19 protein-coding genes are annotated in these 18,079 nt (G+C 45.9%); all 19 read left to right on the forward strand.

From position 1 onward, the window contains the following. Positions 1-268: 268 nt before the first annotated feature. The 19 genes from hpf to FYJ59_RS10275 all read left to right on the forward strand — a co-directional run bounded on the left by hpf (position 269) and on the right by FYJ59_RS10275 (position 17,450). Positions 269-796 (forward strand): ribosome hibernation-promoting factor, HPF/YfiA family, encoded by a 528-nt coding sequence (gene hpf / locus FYJ59_RS10190; RefSeq protein WP_118552252.1) that lies wholly within the window; start codon positions 269-271, stop codon positions 794-796. Positions 797-1,028: 232 nt separating this feature from the next. After that, positions 1,029-2,213 carry an acetyl-CoA C-acetyltransferase gene (locus tag FYJ59_RS10195; RefSeq protein ID WP_154496780.1) on the forward strand — a complete coding sequence of 395 codons (1,185 nt, stop codon included), beginning with the start codon at positions 1,029-1,031 and terminating at the stop codon, positions 2,211-2,213. An 89-nt stretch (positions 2,214-2,302) separates the two neighbouring features. Further along, positions 2,303-3,127 (forward strand): enoyl-CoA hydratase-related protein, encoded by an 825-nt coding sequence (locus tag FYJ59_RS10200; RefSeq protein ID WP_022153487.1) that lies wholly within the window; start codon positions 2,303-2,305, stop codon positions 3,125-3,127. Positions 3,128-3,171: 44 nt separating this feature from the next. Then, positions 3,172-4,044 (forward strand): 3-hydroxyacyl-CoA dehydrogenase family protein, encoded by an 873-nt coding sequence (locus FYJ59_RS10205; protein ID WP_154496782.1) that lies wholly within the window; start codon positions 3,172-3,174, stop codon positions 4,042-4,044. A gap of 96 nt (positions 4,045-4,140) precedes the next feature. After that, on the forward strand, positions 4,141-5,307 hold the full coding sequence (locus FYJ59_RS10210) for an acyl-CoA dehydrogenase (protein ID WP_154496784.1): 1,167 nt from the start codon (positions 4,141-4,143) through the stop codon (positions 5,305-5,307). A gap of 42 nt (positions 5,308-5,349) precedes the next feature. Beyond that, positions 5,350-6,135: an electron transfer flavoprotein subunit beta/FixA family protein gene (locus FYJ59_RS10215; RefSeq protein ID WP_154496786.1), complete on the forward strand. Its 786-nt coding sequence runs from the start codon at positions 5,350-5,352 to the stop codon at positions 6,133-6,135. Between the two features lie 15 nt (positions 6,136-6,150). Further along, positions 6,151-7,212, forward strand: coding sequence for an electron transfer flavoprotein subunit alpha/FixB family protein (locus FYJ59_RS10220; protein WP_118693249.1), 1,062 nt, complete (start codon positions 6,151-6,153; stop codon positions 7,210-7,212). Positions 7,213-7,485: 273 nt separating this feature from the next. Then, a complete protein-coding gene (gene ybaK / locus FYJ59_RS10225) occupies positions 7,486-7,977 on the forward strand; it encodes a Cys-tRNA(Pro) deacylase (protein ID WP_154496791.1) in 492 nt (163 codons plus the stop codon). A 44-nt stretch (positions 7,978-8,021) separates the two neighbouring features. Beyond that, positions 8,022-9,116 carry an S-methyl-5-thioribose-1-phosphate isomerase gene (gene mtnA / locus FYJ59_RS10230; protein WP_154496793.1) on the forward strand — a complete coding sequence of 365 codons (1,095 nt, stop codon included), beginning with the start codon at positions 8,022-8,024 and terminating at the stop codon, positions 9,114-9,116. A gap of 10 nt (positions 9,117-9,126) precedes the next feature. After that, positions 9,127-9,786, forward strand: a complete 660-nt coding sequence (locus tag FYJ59_RS10235; protein WP_154496795.1) for a YkgJ family cysteine cluster protein — start codon at positions 9,127-9,129, stop codon at positions 9,784-9,786. Then, positions 9,770-11,530: a methyl-accepting chemotaxis protein gene (locus tag FYJ59_RS10240; protein ID WP_154496797.1), complete on the forward strand. Its 1,761-nt coding sequence runs from the start codon at positions 9,770-9,772 to the stop codon at positions 11,528-11,530. The genes FYJ59_RS10235 and FYJ59_RS10240 overlap by 17 nt, the downstream gene beginning before the upstream one ends. Beyond that, a complete protein-coding gene (locus tag FYJ59_RS10245; protein WP_148448545.1) occupies positions 11,517-13,007 on the forward strand; it encodes an AAA family ATPase in 1,491 nt (496 codons plus the stop codon). Before FYJ59_RS10240 ends, FYJ59_RS10245 begins: the two co-directional genes overlap by 14 nt. Positions 13,008-13,179: 172 nt before the next feature. Beyond that, positions 13,180-14,394 (forward strand): nicotinate phosphoribosyltransferase, encoded by a 1,215-nt coding sequence (pncB, locus tag FYJ59_RS10250; protein WP_154496799.1) that lies wholly within the window; start codon positions 13,180-13,182, stop codon positions 14,392-14,394. Between the two features lie 14 nt (positions 14,395-14,408). Next, the gene (locus FYJ59_RS10255; RefSeq protein WP_154496801.1) at positions 14,409-14,936 is read left to right on the forward strand and encodes a DNA-deoxyinosine glycosylase; all 528 of its coding nucleotides are present in this window, start codon (positions 14,409-14,411) and stop codon (positions 14,934-14,936) included. Between the two features lie 187 nt (positions 14,937-15,123). Next, positions 15,124-15,372, forward strand: a complete 249-nt coding sequence (locus tag FYJ59_RS13950; protein ID WP_205839518.1) for a hypothetical protein — start codon at positions 15,124-15,126, stop codon at positions 15,370-15,372. Beyond that, positions 15,356-15,610, forward strand: a complete 255-nt coding sequence (locus tag FYJ59_RS13955) for a hypothetical protein (RefSeq protein ID WP_205839519.1) — start codon at positions 15,356-15,358, stop codon at positions 15,608-15,610. The genes FYJ59_RS13950 and FYJ59_RS13955 overlap by 17 nt, the downstream gene beginning before the upstream one ends. A gap of 487 nt (positions 15,611-16,097) precedes the next feature. Further along, complete coding sequence (locus FYJ59_RS10265) at positions 16,098-16,463, forward strand: type II toxin-antitoxin system RelE/ParE family toxin (RefSeq protein ID WP_154496803.1); 366 nt, start codon at positions 16,098-16,100, stop codon at positions 16,461-16,463. Continuing rightward, positions 16,450-16,737 (forward strand): helix-turn-helix domain-containing protein, encoded by a 288-nt coding sequence (locus FYJ59_RS10270; protein WP_022263216.1) that lies wholly within the window; start codon positions 16,450-16,452, stop codon positions 16,735-16,737. The genes FYJ59_RS10265 and FYJ59_RS10270 overlap by 14 nt, the downstream gene beginning before the upstream one ends. Positions 16,738-16,832: 95 nt before the next feature. Next, positions 16,833-17,450 (forward strand): hypothetical protein, encoded by a 618-nt coding sequence (locus FYJ59_RS10275; RefSeq protein WP_154496805.1) that lies wholly within the window; start codon positions 16,833-16,835, stop codon positions 17,448-17,450. Positions 17,451-18,079 lie beyond the last annotated feature (629 nt).

Consider the following 18,079-nt stretch of genomic DNA (forward strand, 5'->3'; position numbering starts at 1 on the left):
TTATACACATTATCCACAGAAAAAAAGGTGATTCTGAGATGAGGATTTTACAAAAAAGCAGGAACAAATGTTTTGTGAAGATGTAATAAAAATCAGAAATTGACACGATTTGTCGATTTTAAGGTTGACATACAGAATGTCAAAAACAAGTAAAAAACTCCTCAAATTGTTGCAAAACGTTGCACTATTATGCTATAATGACTATACAATAAATGCAAGGGTTGCTACAGTGATCTTTGTAAATAAATACTTGGAAGGGATGATCAGCATGAAGTTTATTATTGTTGGCAGAAACATCGAAGTTACACCAGGATTAAGAGCAGCAGTGGAGGAAAAGATCGGCAAGCTGGACAAGTATTTCAATCCCGATACAGAAGTACATGTAACATTAAGCGTTGAAAAGGATCGTCAGAAAATTGAAGTAACCATTCCGGTTAAGGGAAGTATTATCCGTTCGGAGCAGGTAAGCAACGATATGTATGTATCCATTGATCTGGTAGAAGAGATCATTGAGAGACAGCTGAAAAAATATAAGAACAAGATCGTTGACAAACAGCAGGCGGCCGCTTCTTTTAGCAAAGCCTATGTAGAGAATGACTATACGGATGATGAGGAGATCAAGATCGTTCGTACCAAGAAATTCGATATCAAGCCTATGTATCCCGAGGATGCCTGCATCCAGATGGAACTTCTGGGACACAGCTTCTTCGTATTCTGTAATGCAGAGACTGATCAGGTGAACGTAGTTTACAAGAGGAAAGGCGACACTTACGGACTGATCGAGCCGGAAGTATAAGCCGTAAAAACAGTGTAAAAAGGTACAATTAAATAAGCAATGACAGACAGCCTGCCGGACTTACGGCAGGCTGTTTAAAATTGCATCAGTTATTTTGTTATTTTTTTGACAAAATCATTGCAAAACCGATTTCGCTATGTTAAAATAGGAACAGTGAAATGATAAAAAAATAACAATCTAAAAACATTTCAGAAAGCAAACCAAGCAAAACAAAAAAATGGAGGACAAACAAATGGCAAAGAAAGTTGTATTAGCAGGCGCTTGCCGTACCGCGATCGGTACTATGGGTGGAACCTTAAGCACAACTCCTGCACCGGAGCTGGGTGCTATCGTGATCAAGGAGGCTCTGAAGAGAGCAGGCATTGCTCCCGAAGCAGTTGACCAGGTATATATGGGATGTGTTATCCAGGCAGGTCAGGGACAGAACGTAGCACGTCAGGCTGCGATCAAGGCAGGACTTCCCATTGAAGTTCCCGCAGTTACCATGAACGTGGTGTGTGGTTCCGGTCTGAACTGTGTGAACCAGGCTGCACAGATGATCATGGCAGGTGACGCTGACATCGTAGTAGCAGGTGGTATGGAGAACATGTCCATGGCTCCTTACGCAATTCCTCAGGGACGTTATGGTTATCGTATGGGTAACGCAACCATGGTAGATACCATGATCAAAGATGCACTTTGGGACGCTTTCAATGATTATCATATGATTAAGACCGCAGACAATATCTGCGAAGAGTGGGGACTTACCCGTGAAGAACTCGACGAGTTCGCATTAAAGAGCCAGTTAAAGGCTGAAGAAGCTCAGAAGAACGGTGCTTTCAAGGCAGAGATCGTTCCCGTGGAAGTTAAGAAGAAGAAAGAGACCATCGTATTCGATACCGATGAAGGTCCTCGTCACGGATCTACCATCGAAGGTCTGGCTAAGCTTCGTGCTATCAATCCCGGTGGATTCGTTACCGCAGGTAACGCTTCCGGTATCAACGACGGCGCAGCTGCTATCGTTGTAATGAGCGAGGAGAAGGCTAAGGAGTTGGGCGTTAAGCCTATGGCTACTTTCGTAGCAGGCGCTCTGGCAGGCGTTCGCCCTGAGGTTATGGGTATCGGTCCTGTGGCTTCTACCAAGAAGGTAATGGCTAAGACCGGTATGAAGATCGAAGACTTCGATATCATCGAGGCTAACGAAGCATTCGCAGCTCAGTCCGTAGCAGTTGGTAAGGAACTGGGTATTGATGTAGATAAGCAGCTGAACCCCAACGGTGGTGCTATTGCACTGGGTCATCCCGTAGGAGCTTCCGGATGCCGTATCCTGGTAACTCTGCTGCATGAGATGCAGGCAAGAGGTGCCAAGACCGGTCTGGCTACTCTGTGCATCGGCGGTGGCATGGGCTGCTCCACCATCGTTAAGATCGAGGATTAATTTTATAAATATTCGCTGGGGCGGTAGAATCTCTATCGCCTTAGTGTGGTTTTGAAAACACGAATAGAAATGTGAAATGAGGTAAAAACATGGATTACATTTTGTATGAGCAGAATGGTAATGTGGCAACCATCACCATTAACCGTGAGAAAGCACTGAACGCACTGAATTCTCAGGTGCTGGATGAACTGAACGCTACATTGGATGCAGTAGATCTGGCAACGGTTCGCTGCCTGGTGATCACCGGTGCAGGTGCTAAGTCCTTCGTAGCAGGCGCAGATATCGGAGAGATGAGTAGCCTGACCAAGGCAGAAGGCGAAGCATTCGGCAAGAAGGGTAACGATGTGTTCCGCAAGATCGAGACCTTCCCCATTCCCGTGATCGCAGCTGTCAACGGCTTCGCTCTGGGTGGTGGATGTGAGATCTCCATGAGCTGTGATATCAGAATCTGTTCCGATAATGCAGTATTCGGACAGCCCGAAGTAGGACTGGGAATCACTCCCGGCTTCGGTGGAACCCAGAGACTGGCTCGTCTGGTAGGTGCAGGCATGGCAAAGCAGATGATCTACACCGCACGTAATATCAAGGCAGCAGACGCTTACAGAATCGGTCTGGTAAATGAAGTATACAGCGCCGAGGTTGATGCTGATGGCAATGTAGTAAAGAGCGCACAGGAAGTAATGCTGGCAGCAGCACAGAAGATGGCAGCGACCATCGCCAAGAACGCTCCCATCGCTGTACGCAACTGCAAGAAGGCTATTAATGATGGCCTGGATGCAGATATGGATCAGGCAGTAGTCATCGAAGAGAAGCTGTTCGGAGATTGCTTCGAGACAGAAGATCAGAAGTATGGCATGGCTTTCTTCCTTGACAAGAACAAGGAAAAAGTAAAAGAGCCTTTCCAAAATAAATAGTTACAAATAATGATAGAATGTATGGAAAAACAGGAGGATTTACCATGAAAGTAGGTATTATCGGTGCAGGTACCATGGGACAGGGCATTGCAAAGGCATTTGCCCAGGTAGACGGATATGAAGTAGCTCTCTGCGATATCAAGCAGGAATGGGCTGAAGGCGGCAAAGCCAAGATCGTAAAAGGCTATGCAAGACTGGTAGAAAAAGGAAAAATGACCCAGGAAGCAGTTGACGCTATCGTAGCTAAGATCACTCCGGGTCTGAAGGAAGACCTGTGTGCAGACTGCGATCTGATCGTAGAAGCTGCATTCGAGAACATGGAAGTAAAGAAGACCACCTTCGGTGAGCTGGACAAGATCTGCAAGCCTGAGTGTGTATTCGCTTCCAACACATCCAGCCTTTCTATTACCGAGATCGGCAATGGACTGACCCGCCCTATGATCGGTATGCACTTCTTCAATCCCGCAGACCGTATGAAGCTGGTAGAGGTAATCGCAGGTGTGAATACTCCAGCAGAGACCGTGGATACCATCAAGAAGATCTCCGAAGAGATCGGCAAGACTCCCGTACAGGTGAACGAGGCAGCAGGTTTTGTAGTTAACCGTATCCTGATCCCTATGATCAACGAAGCTGCTTTCATCAAGATGGAAGGTGTATCCGATATCGCAGGTATCGATGCCGCTATGAAGCTGGGAGCTAATCATCCCATGGGACCCCTGGAGCTGGGTGACTTCGTAGGTCTGGACATCTGCCTTGCTATCATGGATGTTCTGTACAAAGAGACCGGTGACAGCAAGTATCGTGCATGTCCTCTGATCCGTAAGATGGTACGTGGCGGCAACCTTGGTGTGAAGACCGGCAAGGGCTTCTATGTATACAATGCAGACCGCACCAAGACTCCTGTGGATGCACAGTAAAGTATAAACAATCCGTAGGCATCAAAGTCGGGGTTCTTAGACCCCGACATCATGATAATTACAACCAAGTATAAATAACAATGGAGGATTAACATCATGGATTTTACATTATCCAAAGAGCATGAGATGGCGAGACAGTTGTTCAAAGAGTTCGCCGAGAACGAAGTAAAACCTCTTGCACAGGAAGTTGACGAGACCGAAACTTTCCCCAGAGAGACCGTTGAGAAGATGGCTAAGTACGGCTTCATGGGAATTCCTGTTCCCAAGGAGTATGGCGGACAGGGCTGTGATACCCTGACCTATGCTATGTGCGTTGAGGAGCTTTCCAAGGTTTGCGCAACTACAGGCGTTATCGTTTCCGCACATACCTCTCTGTGTATCGATCCTATCATGACCTTCGGTACCGAAGAGCAGAAGCAGAAATATGTTCCTGATCTGGCAAGCGGCCGCAAGATCGGTGCTTTCGGTCTGACCGAGCCCGGTGCAGGTACCGATGCCCAGGGTCAGCAGACCAAGGCTGTATTAGATGGCGATGAGTGGGTCATCAATGGTTCCAAGTGCTTCATCACCAATGGTAAAGAAGCAGATGTTTATATCGTGATCGCAGTTACCGGCATCGTAGAGAAGAGAGGCAGAAAGATGAAGGAGATCTCTTCCTTTATCGTTGAGAAGGGAACTCCCGGATTTACCTTCGGTACCAAGGAAAAGAAGATGGGTATCAAGGGTTCTTCCACTTACGAGCTGATCTTCACCGACTGCCGTATCCCTAAGGAGAACATGCTGGGCAAGCAGGGCGCAGGCTTCAAGATCGCAATGCACACTCTGGATGGCGGACGTATCGGTATTGCTTCCCAGGCACTGGGTATTGCAGAGGGCGCTCTGGAGAGAACCGTTGCTTACACCAAGGAGAGAAAGCAGTTTGGAAAGTCTATTTCCGGATTCCAGAATACACAGTTCCAGCTGGCTGATATGGCTACCAAGGTTGAGGCTGCCAAGATGCTGGTATACAAGGCTGCACGCAAGAAGGATGAGTACAAGACCAATCCTAAGATCTCTTACTCTGTAGAAGCTGCTATGGCTAAGCTGTATGCTGCTGAGGTTGCTATGGAAGTTACTACCAAGGCTGTCCAGCTCCACGGTGGTTATGGTTATATCAGAGAGTACGAAGTAGAGCGTATGATGCGTGACGCTAAGATCACCGAGATCTACGAGGGTACTTCTGAAGTTCAGAGAATGGTTATCTCTGCAGATCTGTTGAAGTAAGCGTTGTTGAATGAATAATTAGAAAAGTAAGGAGAAAATACAATGAAGATTGTTGTTTGTATTAAGCAGGTGCCCGATACCAAGGGCGGTGTTAAATTCAATCCTGACGGAACTCTTGACAGAGGCGCAATGCTTGCTATCATGAATCCCGATGATAAGGCTGGTCTGGAAGCTGCACTGAAGCTGAAGGATGAGTTCGGCGCAGAAGTTACCGTACTGACCATGGGTCTTCCCAAGGCAGCAGATGCCCTTCGTGAGGCATTGGCTATGGGCGCTGACAATGCAATCCTGGTTACCGACAGAGTACTGGGCGGTGCTGATACCTGGGCTACTTCCACCACCATCGCAGGTGCACTGAGAAATATCGATTATGATCTGATCATTACCGGACGTCAGGCAATCGACGGCGATACCGCACAGGTTGGTCCTCAGATCGCTGAGCATCTCGGACTTCCCGTAATCTCTTATGCACAGGACATTAAGGTTGAGGGAGACAAGGTGATCGTTCAGAGACAGTATGATGACAGATATCATGTAGTAGAAGCTAAGATGCCCTGCCTGATCACTGCATTATCCGAACTGAATAAGCCTCGTTACATGACTCCCGGCGGAATCTTCGATGCATGCAAGGCAGAGATCACTACCTGGGGCAGAGCTGATCTGAAAGATGTTGATGACAGCAACCTTGGTCTGAAGGGATCTCCTACCAAGATCGCAAAGGCATCCGATAAGGTTCGTAAGGGCGCAGGTGAGAAGATCGTTCCCGATTCACCCGAAGACGGAGCAGCTTACATTGTTGCTAAATTCAAAGAAAAGCACATCATCTAATATAGGAGGCAAACCATGGTAACCAATAATATTGAAGAATACAAGGGTGTATATGTGTTCGCCCAGCAGGTAGACAATGAGATCAGTGGTATCGCATTAGAACTGCTCGGCAAAGGTAAAGAGCTGGCTGCAAAGCTGGAGACCGAGGTAACCGCGGTTCTGATCGGTTATAACGTAAAAGGACTGGCTGATAAGCTGGCTGAGTATGGTGCAGATAAGGTGATCCTCGTAGATGATCCCGAACTGGAGACTTACAGAACCGAGCCTTATGCACATGCACTGGCATCTGTTATTGAGAAATATAAGCCTGAGATCGTTCTGGTAGGTGCAACCGCTATCGGACGTGACTTGGGACCTACTGTTTCCGCAAGAGTTCAGACCGGTCTGACCGCAGACTGTACCGTACTGGAAATCGGTGATTTCCCTCTCGTTGCTATCCCCGGACAGGAGCAGAAGCACAATCAGCTGCTGATGACCCGTCCTGCATTCGGTGGTAACACCATCGCTACCATCGCATGTCCTGACAACAGACCTCAGATGGCAACCGTTCGTCCCGGCGTTATGCAGAAGATCGCTCCTATCGCAGGTGCAAAGGCTGTGATCGAAGAGTACAATCCCGGATTTACTCCGAACAACAAATATGTAACCATCAAGGAAGTCGTTAAGGCTGTATCCGATACCGTTGACATCATGGATGCCAAGATTCTGGTATCCGGTGGACGTGGAGTTGGCAGCGCAGAGAACTTCAAGATTCTGGAGGATCTGGCAGAAGTTCTGGGCGGTACCGTATCCTGCTCCCGTGCAGTTGTAGATAACGGCTGGAAGCCCAAGGATCTGCAGGTTGGACAGACCGGTAAGACCGTTCGTCCTCAGATCTACTTCGCAATCGGTATCTCCGGTGCTATTCAGCACGTAGCAGGTATGGAAGAGTCTGATCTCATTGTTGCCATCAACAAGGATGAGACAGCTCCTATCTTCGATGTAGCTGACTACGGTATCGTAGGAGATCTGAACAAGATCGTTCCCGCTCTGACCGAACAGCTGAAGGCTGCAAAGGCTGAGAAGGCAGCGAACTAAGAGCCGTTTTTTGACGGATATTCGAACCCTCCCTGTTGATCTCAGGGAGGGTTTTATATTGCACTTCGGACGCTTACATAGTAAAATATAATGATACCAGGGTCAAAAGGTCTAAGCCCACATGAGCTTGCTCATAAGTGGGTGAAAGACCTTGGGACCCGCCCCGATATGAGCATAAAAGAGGGATGATAATCCCACGATATGCGAATATTGGGTGGGATTGTGGAGCAATCCGCAGGTATCATACAGAGCAAGAATGTGAGATGATATTTTATGGCAAAACAAAAAGAAGTAAAAACCAACGCCATGCGTATCCTGGAATCTCTGAAGATTCCTTATACCCATCACACCTATGAGTGCGAGGAATTCGTGGATGGGCTTCAGATAGCAGACAAGCTGTCCCTGCCCTATGAGCAGGTCTACAAGACGCTGGTCACCGTGGGCAGCAGCAAGAATTATTTTGTATTCGTCATCCCCATTGCGGAGGAGCTGGATATGAAAAAAGCAGCGAAATCCGTCGGAGAAAAAAGCGTGGAGATGATCCACGTAAAAGACATCAATGCCATCACCGGCTACATCCGCGGCGGATGCACAGCCATCGGCATGAAAAAAAAGTATGTGACCAGAATTGATGAAAGTGCGAAGACACAGGAACAAATCTATGTCAGCGGCGGCAGGATCGGCTCTCAGATCCAATTGAAACCGGATGACCTTGCGAAAGCAGCGAAAGCGGAGTTCGCAGATATTATCAGACACGAAAATTAATGCATCAATTGTAGCAAAAGGATGCTGAAAATAAAGGAGTACACATGGAAAAACAAAAAAACATCCTCGATTACGATACCGTAGCACTGGACGAAGCACAGGATGCGGTGATCATCATAGACCAGACCCTGCTTCCGGGTAAGATCGAACTGATCGCATTACATACGGCACAGGAGATGTGGGATGCTATCTATCTGCTGAAGGTCCGGGGAGCCCCGGCCATCGGTGTAGCGGCGGCATTGGGCATCTACCTGCTGGCGAATCGCATCGAGACGGAAGACTTCGAAGAATTTTATCAGAAATTCACAGAATATAAGGAATATCTGGATTCTTCCAGACCCACCGCAGTTAATCTGTCCTGGGCACTGAAGCGCATGGATGCTGTGGCTGTAAAGGCTGGTAGAGAAGAGCACAAGACTGTCGCAAAAGTGAAGGAAATCCTGCATGACGAAGCACTGCAGATTCGGGCGGAAGATGTGGAAGTATGTCGCAAAATCGGAGAGTTTGGACTGGAACTGGTAAAACCGGGAGATGGTATTCTGACCCACTGTAATGCAGGACAACTTGCAACCGTAAAATACGGTACCGCAACCGCACCGATTTATCTGGGACAGGAGAGAGGTTACAACTTCCATGTATTTGCGGATGAGACCAGACCGCTGTTACAGGGAGCCAGACTGACTGCGTTTGAACTGCATTCCGCAGGTGTGGATGTGACACTGATCTGTGACAATATGTCCGCTTCCGTCATGTCCAAGGGTTGGGTGCAGGCAGTGTTCGTAGGCTGTGACAGAGTGGCAGCTAACGGAGATACTGCGAACAAGATCGGTACCAGCGTGGTGGCAGCAGTGGCAAAACAGTACGGTGTGCCGGTATACATCTGTGCACCGACTTCCACGATTGATATGGCGACTGCCACCGGTGCGGATATCTGCATCGAGCAGCGTAAGGCGGAAGAAGTTACTGAGATGTGGTACAAGGAGCGCATGGCTCCGGAGGGTGTAAAGGTCTACAATCCGGCATTCGATGTGACAGACCATGAACTGATCGCCGGAATTGTCACGGAATACGGGGTGGCGAGAGCTCCTTACACGGAGAGCCTGAAGGAGATCATGGAACGCAAGGCACAGAGAGGCTGATGGTGTAGATATGAAGCGAAATGTAAGTCTTGCGGAGATATCCGACGGCCGTTTATACAAAGCAAGTGATATGGTGAAAGCGGATTGCGGTGGTTGCAATGGCTGTTCCCGGTGTTGTCACGGCATGGGCAATTCCATTATCCTGGATCCCTATGATGTGTACCGGATGACTACAGGAATGGGGAAAAGCATGCAGGAACTATTAGCGGCATCGGTGGAGCTCAATGTGGTGGATGGTGTGATCTTACCGAATCTGAAAATGCAGGGGACCAAGGAAGCCTGCGCTTATCTGGATGAGGAAGGAAGATGTAGCATCCATCCGTACCGGCCTGGAATCTGCCGGCTGTTTCCGCTGGGAAGATATTATGAAAACGGAGGATTTTCCTATTTTCTCCAGACCGGGGAATGTGCGAAGGAGAACCGCAGCAAGATAAAAGTCAGTAAATGGATCGATACTCCGGATCTGACGAGAAACCAGCAATTTACCCTACAATGGCATGACCTGTTACATGCCATGGAAGAGAGACTGACAGGAGAAGACGAAGGGAAACAGCAGGAGGAAAATCTGCTGCTGTTGCGTCTGTTTTATTTATTTCCGTACAAAGGGACAACAGATTTTTATTCACAGTTTACGGAAAGGATGGAATATTGGAATGAACAGATCAGATAAGTTAAGTAAGCTCCCCATCGAAAAGCGGTTAATGAGTGTATTTCGCAGAATTTCTCTATTATTAAGTGCAACAGGTATTATTGCCTGTGTCGCCATGGGAATCGTTAGTTACCAGTATTCCTATGCGTTGCGCCATTACGGTTTCGCACAGGGTGACATCGGTAAGGCGATGATCGTTATCGCGGAGATGCGGAGCGAGACCCGTGCCGCCATCGGCTATGATGACGATACGCTGATTGCTAAAGCAAAAAATGCCCATGACCTGACGGCGGAACAGCTGGATACCTATATCAGTGCCCTGGAAGATGATATGATCACGGATGAGGGAAGAGCTACCTACCAGCAGATCAAGGATGGCGTAGCTTCTTATCAGCAGATCGAGGCACAGATACTGGAACTGGGAACAGCTTCCGAGCCTGCTAAGCGGATGCAGGCACAGCAGATGGCAGGCGAACAGATGGATCCCGTGTTCCAGCAGGTCTATGCAGATATGACGAGCCTGTTGGACAGCAGTGTAACGAACGGAAATGCCATGGAAGCCAAGCTGAATGTTTTCTGTGTAGTTATTTTTATCGTAATCCTTCTGATCATCGGGGTAGGCTTTGCAGGATCTGAAAAGGTGGGAAAAAGAATAGCCAAAGGAATCGCCGGACCGCTGAAAGCGCTGGCAGACAGACTGGATGGCTTCGCAGCAGGTGATCTGACATCTGATTTCCCCAAAGTGGAGACAGAGGACGAAATGGCAGCGATGAACCGTGCGGCTACAGCAATGGCGACAAACCTCAGGATGATCATCGAGGATATCAACCAGGCATTAAATGCTATGGCAAACGGCGACTGGACAGTGAAGTTCCGTTATCCCGATCTCTATGTGGGCGATCTGGATGAACTAAAAGAAGCGCTGAGAGATATTAAGTATAAGATGAATGAGGCACTGTACAATGTCAATGAAGTATCCGGACAAGTATCCATGGGTGCCGGAAGTCTGGCAGATGCGGCGCAGTCTCTGGCTGAGGGGGCAACCGAGCAGGCAGGAGCCGTACAGGAGCTTCAGGCGACGATTACCAATATTACTTCTATGGTAGACAATACCGCAGAACATACGAAGAATTCCAGCAGACAGGCACAGGAATATTCAGCTAAGGCGGATGAAGGACGTACCGAAATGAATCACCTGATGGAAATCATGGGTCGGATCAATGAAACTTCCGAGAAGATCAGCAATATCATCGGCGAGATCGAAGATATTGCAAGCCAGACCAATCTGCTGTCCCTGAATGCTTCCATTGAAGCAGCCAGAGCCGGAGAAGCAGGCAGAGGCTTTGCTGTTGTGGCAGACCAGATCGGTAAGCTGGCAGAGCAGAGTGCTCAGTCCGCAGTCAATACCAGAAATCTGATCGGCGATACCCTGGAGGAGATCCATGCCGGCAATGAAGCTGTGGATCATGTATCCCAGACCTTAAGCACTATCGTGGACGGTGTCCGCAAGATCGCACAGGATTCCGAGGAACTGACCCAGATCGCAGCTACCCAGGCGGATGCCATGAATCAGGCAGAGAGCGGTGTGAACCAGATCTCCGAGATCGTACAGTCCAATTCTGCGGCAGCAGAAGAGCTCTCTGCTACCAGTGAAGAACTGTTGGCGCAGTCTGAGAATATGACCAATCTTGTAAAACAGTTCAAACTGATCGATGAGGAGAAGATTCAGGCGAGAAAAAAGGAGGTTAAGCATGCCGGTATTTGATTTCAGCAGTACTCCGGAAAATGAAAAGAAGCAGGATCCCGTATGCACCTATACTACGTTTCGCTCCAATGAGGGATCAGCCTCTGCGGAGAAACCGATTTTGATCCTGGATAACAGCAGTGAAAAATGGAACCATCATGCCGTAGGTGTATTCGGTAATCAGAGCAAACGGACCAATTTCGAATTTAAAGAGGAAGGCAGCAGCGCTTATGCCGATATTTTGCAGATTGATGCCCGTTTTGTCAGTCTGATTCGCTGGCTTGGTGAGAACCACATTAACGTGCGTCTCTCCGGAGAAAACAGGAATGACGGCTATGCAGTATATAAGATCCGAGAGACAGCTTTCGGTGGGGGTACCAAGCTGTCTGCAGAGGATGGATTTTTACAATTCATGATGGAGCGGCTGTTTTTAAGCAGTGCTCCTGCGGAAGAAGAACAGGGCGAGGACGAAGGGGAAGACGGCGATGATATGAAACTTACCAGCCTTCAGAGTATCTCCGATTTCATGACCTGTGCCGGAAGGACCATGCCGGAAAATATCCGCCTGTGGGCGAGAAGAAACCTGGCAGTGGCAAGATCCCACGAGGTATCTCCCGAGGAGAGAAGGCATGCACAGAGAGCCTTGTCCATTATGATGAACATTCAGTGGAAGGGCAACTATTTTGAGGCTATTGACCCCGTGGAAGCCAGACGGATCCTGGATGAGGAATTGTACGGCATGGAGCGGGTCAAACAGCGTATTATGGAGACCATCATCCAGATCAACCGTACCCACACTTTACCGGCCTATGGTCTGCTTCTGGTGGGACCGGCGGGAACCGGTAAATCCCAGATTGCTTATGCGGTGGCAAGGATTTTAAAGCTTCCCTGGACTACACTGGATATGAGTTCCATCAACGATCCGGAGCAGCTGACCGGAAGCTCCAGGATCTACGCCAATGCCAAACCCGGTATCATCATGGAAGCTTTTTCCATGGCGGGAGAGTCCAATCTGGTATTCATCATCAACGAGCTAGACAAAGCGGCCAGCGGCAAAGGTAACGGCAATCCGGCGGATGTACTGCTTACCTTGCTGGATAATCTGGGATTTACGGACAACTATATGGAATGTACTGTGCCGACCTTCGGGGTCTATCCGATTGCAACGGCTAACGATAAGGAGCAGATCAGTGCCCCGTTAATGTCGCGTTTTGCAGTGATCGATATACCGGATTACACACCGGAGGAGAAGAAGATCATTTTCTCCAGATTTGCCTTGCCAAAGGTACTGAAACGCATCGGACTGCAGGCAAATGAGTGCACTATCACCGAAGAGGGACTGGATGCGGTGGTGGAGATCTATTCCAACACCAGCGGTATCCGTGATCTCGAGCAGGCGGCGGAGCATCTGGCTGCCAATGCCCTGTATCAGATCGAAGTGGACGGATTAACAGAAGTCGTATTTGACGCGGAAAAAGTGAAGAAATTATTTCTGTAAGTAAGAGAAGCAGGTAGTCGCAGGATGCGGTTGCCTGCTTTTTGTGCAGACTATTATAGAAAAACGAGTACAGGAGAGGGAACATGGCAAAGAAAGTATTAGTGATCACGGTGAAAAAGCCAACCTTTGGCTCTTACACAGTTGTGAATCTAAGAGAGAAAGAGGAAAAACCATGACATTACCACAGATCATCAACAGTTTACTGGAAAACGATATGTATAAGTTCTCTATGGGGCAGTGCATTTACCACCAGTTCAGCGCGTATAAGACTACCTGGACGTTTAAATGCAGGAATACAGATGTACTTTTTACAACGGAGATGGTGGAAGAGATCAAGGCGCAGATCCGGGCGTATTGTGACTTACGTTTTACGGAGGAAGAATTGAATTATCTGGAAAATGTAAAATGGATCAAAGGTTCCTATGTGGATTTCCTGCGCCTGTGGCAGCCCAGATACGAAGATTTTGAGATTGGAAGGGATGCAGCCTGCGGTCTGACCATCGAGACAAAAGGCTCCTGGTTAAATACTTCCATGTATGAGATCCCGACTCTTGCCATCGTCAACGAAGTATTTTTCCGGATGAATTATGATTATAACAGACTGTATGCTTCCTTCCGGGAGCGGTTGGAGGATAAGATTCAGAAACTTGTAGATGGGACCTATTGTTTAGGCAACTTCAGTGAATTTGGCCTGCGGCGCCGCCTGTCCGCGGAGACACAGGAACTGGCGGTGCAGGAGCTGGTGGCGCACAATAAGGACTATCAGGATTCTGCCTGCATCGGTACTTCCAATGTCTATCTGGCGAAAAAATGGAATGTGACACCGGTGGGTACCATGGCGCATGAATGGATCATGTGTACCGGGCAGGGCAATCACAAGCACAATCCGGCATATTCCAACTGGTATGCCCTGGATGCCTGGGTGAAGGAGTATGGTGTATTAAACGGCATCGCTCTGACGGACACTATCACTACAGATTGTTTCCTGAAAGATTTTCAGCTGACCTATTCCACCCTGTTTTCCGGAGTGCGGCATGACAGCGGGGATCCCTTTGCCTGGGGCGAGAAGCTGATCGCCCATTATGAGGCTCTGGGGATCGATCCAAAGCGTAAGACACTGTTGTTCAGTGACAGCCTGGATTTCGCACGGGCGGATAAGCTGCGGAAGACTTTCAAGGATCGCGTGACGGTGGCGTTCGGGATCGGCACTTATATTTCCAACGATACCTGTGAGGAGCCTTTGAATATCGTTATGAAGACGACAGCCTGCAACGGCATGGATGTGGCGAAGATCTCCGATACGCCCGGCAAGGAAATGTGCAAGAATGAGGAGTATGTGGATTACCTTACCAGGTGTATCAAATGGAGACTGGAGCACGACAGATAGGAGCAGCGAAAACGATGGAATATGAACATATTGAGCACACCTTTGCACCGGTGTATGATGCAGATTCGGAGGTGCTGATTCTGGGTACCTTGCCATCTGTGAAGTCGCGGGAGAATCACTTCTATTATGGACATAAACAGAACCGTTTCTGGAAAGTAATGGCAAATCTGTGTGGGGAACCGGTGCCGGAGACCATTGAAGAGAAAAAGGCGATGCTCCTTGCACATCATATAGCCATCTGGGATGTGATCCAAAGTTGCGATATCAAGGGCTCCAGCGACAGCAGTATACGGAATGTGGAACCGACGGATATCCGACACATGTTGACGGAATCTAAGATCACGGGAATCTATACCAATGGGAATAAGGCGGGAGAACTGTACCGGAAGTACCAGTTGCCGCTTACAGGGAAGGAAGCCACAGTGCTGCCCTCTACCAGTCCTGCGAATGCGGCATGGTCCCTGCAAAAATTGTGTGAAGCCTGGCGAAATACCATTGACATAACTAACAAAATTTTATATGATAATATAAATGATACATGAAGTACCAAAAACATACGGGTAAAAGGGGATTATAACATAGAACAGGCCGCACGTCTTTTATGGATGTGCGGTCTGTGTTATAATAGGGAAATAGAGGAACCTTCTTTTGTGGCAAGAGCATCCAAGAACCCTGCCTCTACATTGCAGATTGATAGATATAGGTTTTATACACATTTTTGGAGGAAAAATGTTAATATACAATGGATTGAAAGCAGGTTTTATGGTGGATACAGAAAATGATGTTTTAGAAACTAAGCTATATAATGCGATAAAAAATAAAATGAATCGTACCACCGGTTTAAGTGAACTCAATTCCTGGAGAAATTCTCTGAAGGAAATGTACATTACCTTGAATGATTCTAATATTCCTTCAGACGTCGGAGTTGCAATAGAATATAACATCAAAAAGAGTAGATTTTTTGATTTCCGGATATGATAAAAACAATAAAGGAAATGTTATCATTATTGAATTAAAACAATGGGAAAAATTGCAGGCAATTGAAGGTCAAGATGCGATTGTTGAAACATACACAGGAGGTGCGAACAGGAGGGTAGTACATCCAAGCTATCAAGCCTGGTCGTATGCAGAACTTATAAAGGATTACAATGAATATGTGCAAGATGCAGAAATTGAATTACATCCATGTGCGTATGTAGACATAGAAATGTGTTGAAATCCATGAGAAAGGTTAGAGCGTTAAGCCGGTTGGCTGGAGGTAATCCTCGTGGCTGTAATGTAGGCATATATTAAAAGTGATGAAGCCGTGGCGAGAGCTGCGGCTTAAATTTTATGGAACCGCATAAAAGAGAAATATTACGGAGAAACAGACGACGGAAGAGAATAGAATCACTGCAATCACCAAAGAGAAGACAGATGTAGTAAGACCTGCTTTTGCAATGGCTGTGGACAATGATTTGCTTCGGAAAAATCCGTTTGATTTTGAATGTGCAAAGGTGTTGATAGATGACGTTGTAAAGCGTGACGCATTAACGGCAAAGCACCGGTTTGCGTATCTCTGAATTTAAGCCATTCCTTGGCTAGAAAAGTGCTCTACTACACACTTACTACACGTATTTTGAGAAATAGCTCGGTATGGTTACTTTAAATGGATAATTGACATTATGGTATATATGCCATATAATATTTACAAAGGAGATTATATGACAGAATTTAAACTGATAGCATATGAAAAGGAAAGTGGCGAAGTCCCAGTAGAAGAATTTCTGGATTCTGTTAATCCTAAGATGCGAGCTAAAATATTTGGATTGCTGGGTATATTACAAGAAAAAGGAAATATGCTTAGAGAACCTTACAGTAAACATCTAGATGACGGAATATTTGAATTGCGTTGTAAATTCGGGAGTGATATTACCAGAGTCTTATATTTTTTCTATTATGAGGGGAAAATAATACTGACGAACGGATTTGTTAAAAAAACACAGAAAACTCCTAAAGAGGAGATTCAGATTGCAAAGGATAGAAGAAAAGATTTCATAGAAAGGGTGATGAAGGATGAGAACATTTGATGATATGCTTTCTAAGCAGTTAAAAGATGATGAGTTCAGAAAAGAATATGAAGCTATTCAGCCTGAGATGGATGTTATAAGAGCTATCGTAGATGCTCGTACTTCTCAGAATATGACACAGAAGGAGCTTGCAGAACGTACTGGTATTAACCAGGCAGATATCAGCAAGCTTGAGAATGGAACAAGGAATCCTTCGGTTAATTTGCTTAAAAGATTAGCGGATGGTATGGGAATGGCTCTTAAGATTGAGTTTGTACCTAAACAGAAAGCGTGATTATATGACCTCACTGGAATGTTGTCTGGTGAGGTTATTTTTATAGGTTTTGAGTTATTTGAATAAAGTGATTATATATACAGAAAGGGGAAAATATGGATTTTTTTAATGAAATCATGAAGTTTGGTGATATATTTGAAAGTCAAGAAACGATAGATGAATTGAAGGACATATCTGACGAGATAAAAAAGTATGATGTTTATGATGTCTTAGCAAGAATATCAGGTTTAAATTTAATGCCTCATAACCAAAATAAATCTGTTTTATTAGATTCCTTGATAGCAGGTATTATTCGTGAAGAGGAAAATACATACGATTCCACATATAAGATGAGTGCTGGAAAGTTTAAGAAATTAATAGGAAAAATAAATGAAACTAATTTAGCATTGTCTATTGACTCGAATGAAAATGCTTTCTACCAGAATGTAATGTTGATGGATAATTATACGGTTTTTAATGGAATTGATAATACACCCGCTTATAATCTTCAAATGCTTATAGATGCTAAAACCAGATTTGCATATTTTAACGGTATCAGAATGACATTGACGGCTACTGAACCTATATTCATTGACAGTGATAATATCGTAGATGGATATTATTGCCTTTGGACATATGAAGGAAATGAATACGAATCTGGAACATTCACAGCAAACTCTACATCGGCAAATTCTCCGTGGAATACAATGAGTTTAAGGTTTAATGTGTATTAAGGAGGAGTTGCGCTATGCAGATTAGTGCTTTATACCCATCTTGGAATTGATGATGCAGAGGAAGAAATGAAAAAAGTATGTAATGCTTGATTAGTAAAATCGAATTTACTAATGTTGAATTTACTAAAAATAAGCAAAACCATTGAAAACACTGCATTTTAGCGATTAGTAAATTCATTAAAAAAGTCCAATTTACTAATTATTTTACTAATTTTGAGGTAAAAGATATGCTATTTTATACCAAGATATGCCGTAAAAAGCTATAAATCATTCTGTTAGGAAAATGGCTGAAAACCCCATAAATCAAGGAAAATCAAGGATATGCAAGATAAAATTAAAGTATTATTTATATGCCACGGCAGAATCCGTACTTTTGTCTGAAGTGGCTTAAAATCAAGGCTTTTGGGGAATGAGAATGGTATTTGTACCCCCATTGTACCCCTATTTTGATATTTCACTGATTTATTAACCGGACTACCCTCGATAAAAATGAATATGATTTGTATCAGGTAAATAACTCGCATCTTGAGTAAACACCTCTCGGTTGAGATAATTGAAAAAGCTGAAAAAGTTCACAACTTTTTACACTTTTTAAACCGAGGAGGATATTCCATATGGATACACGTTTG

Source organism: Waltera intestinalis, from assembly GCF_009695995.1.
Taxonomy (GTDB): Bacteria; Bacillota; Clostridia; order Lachnospirales; family Lachnospiraceae; genus Acetatifactor; species Acetatifactor intestinalis.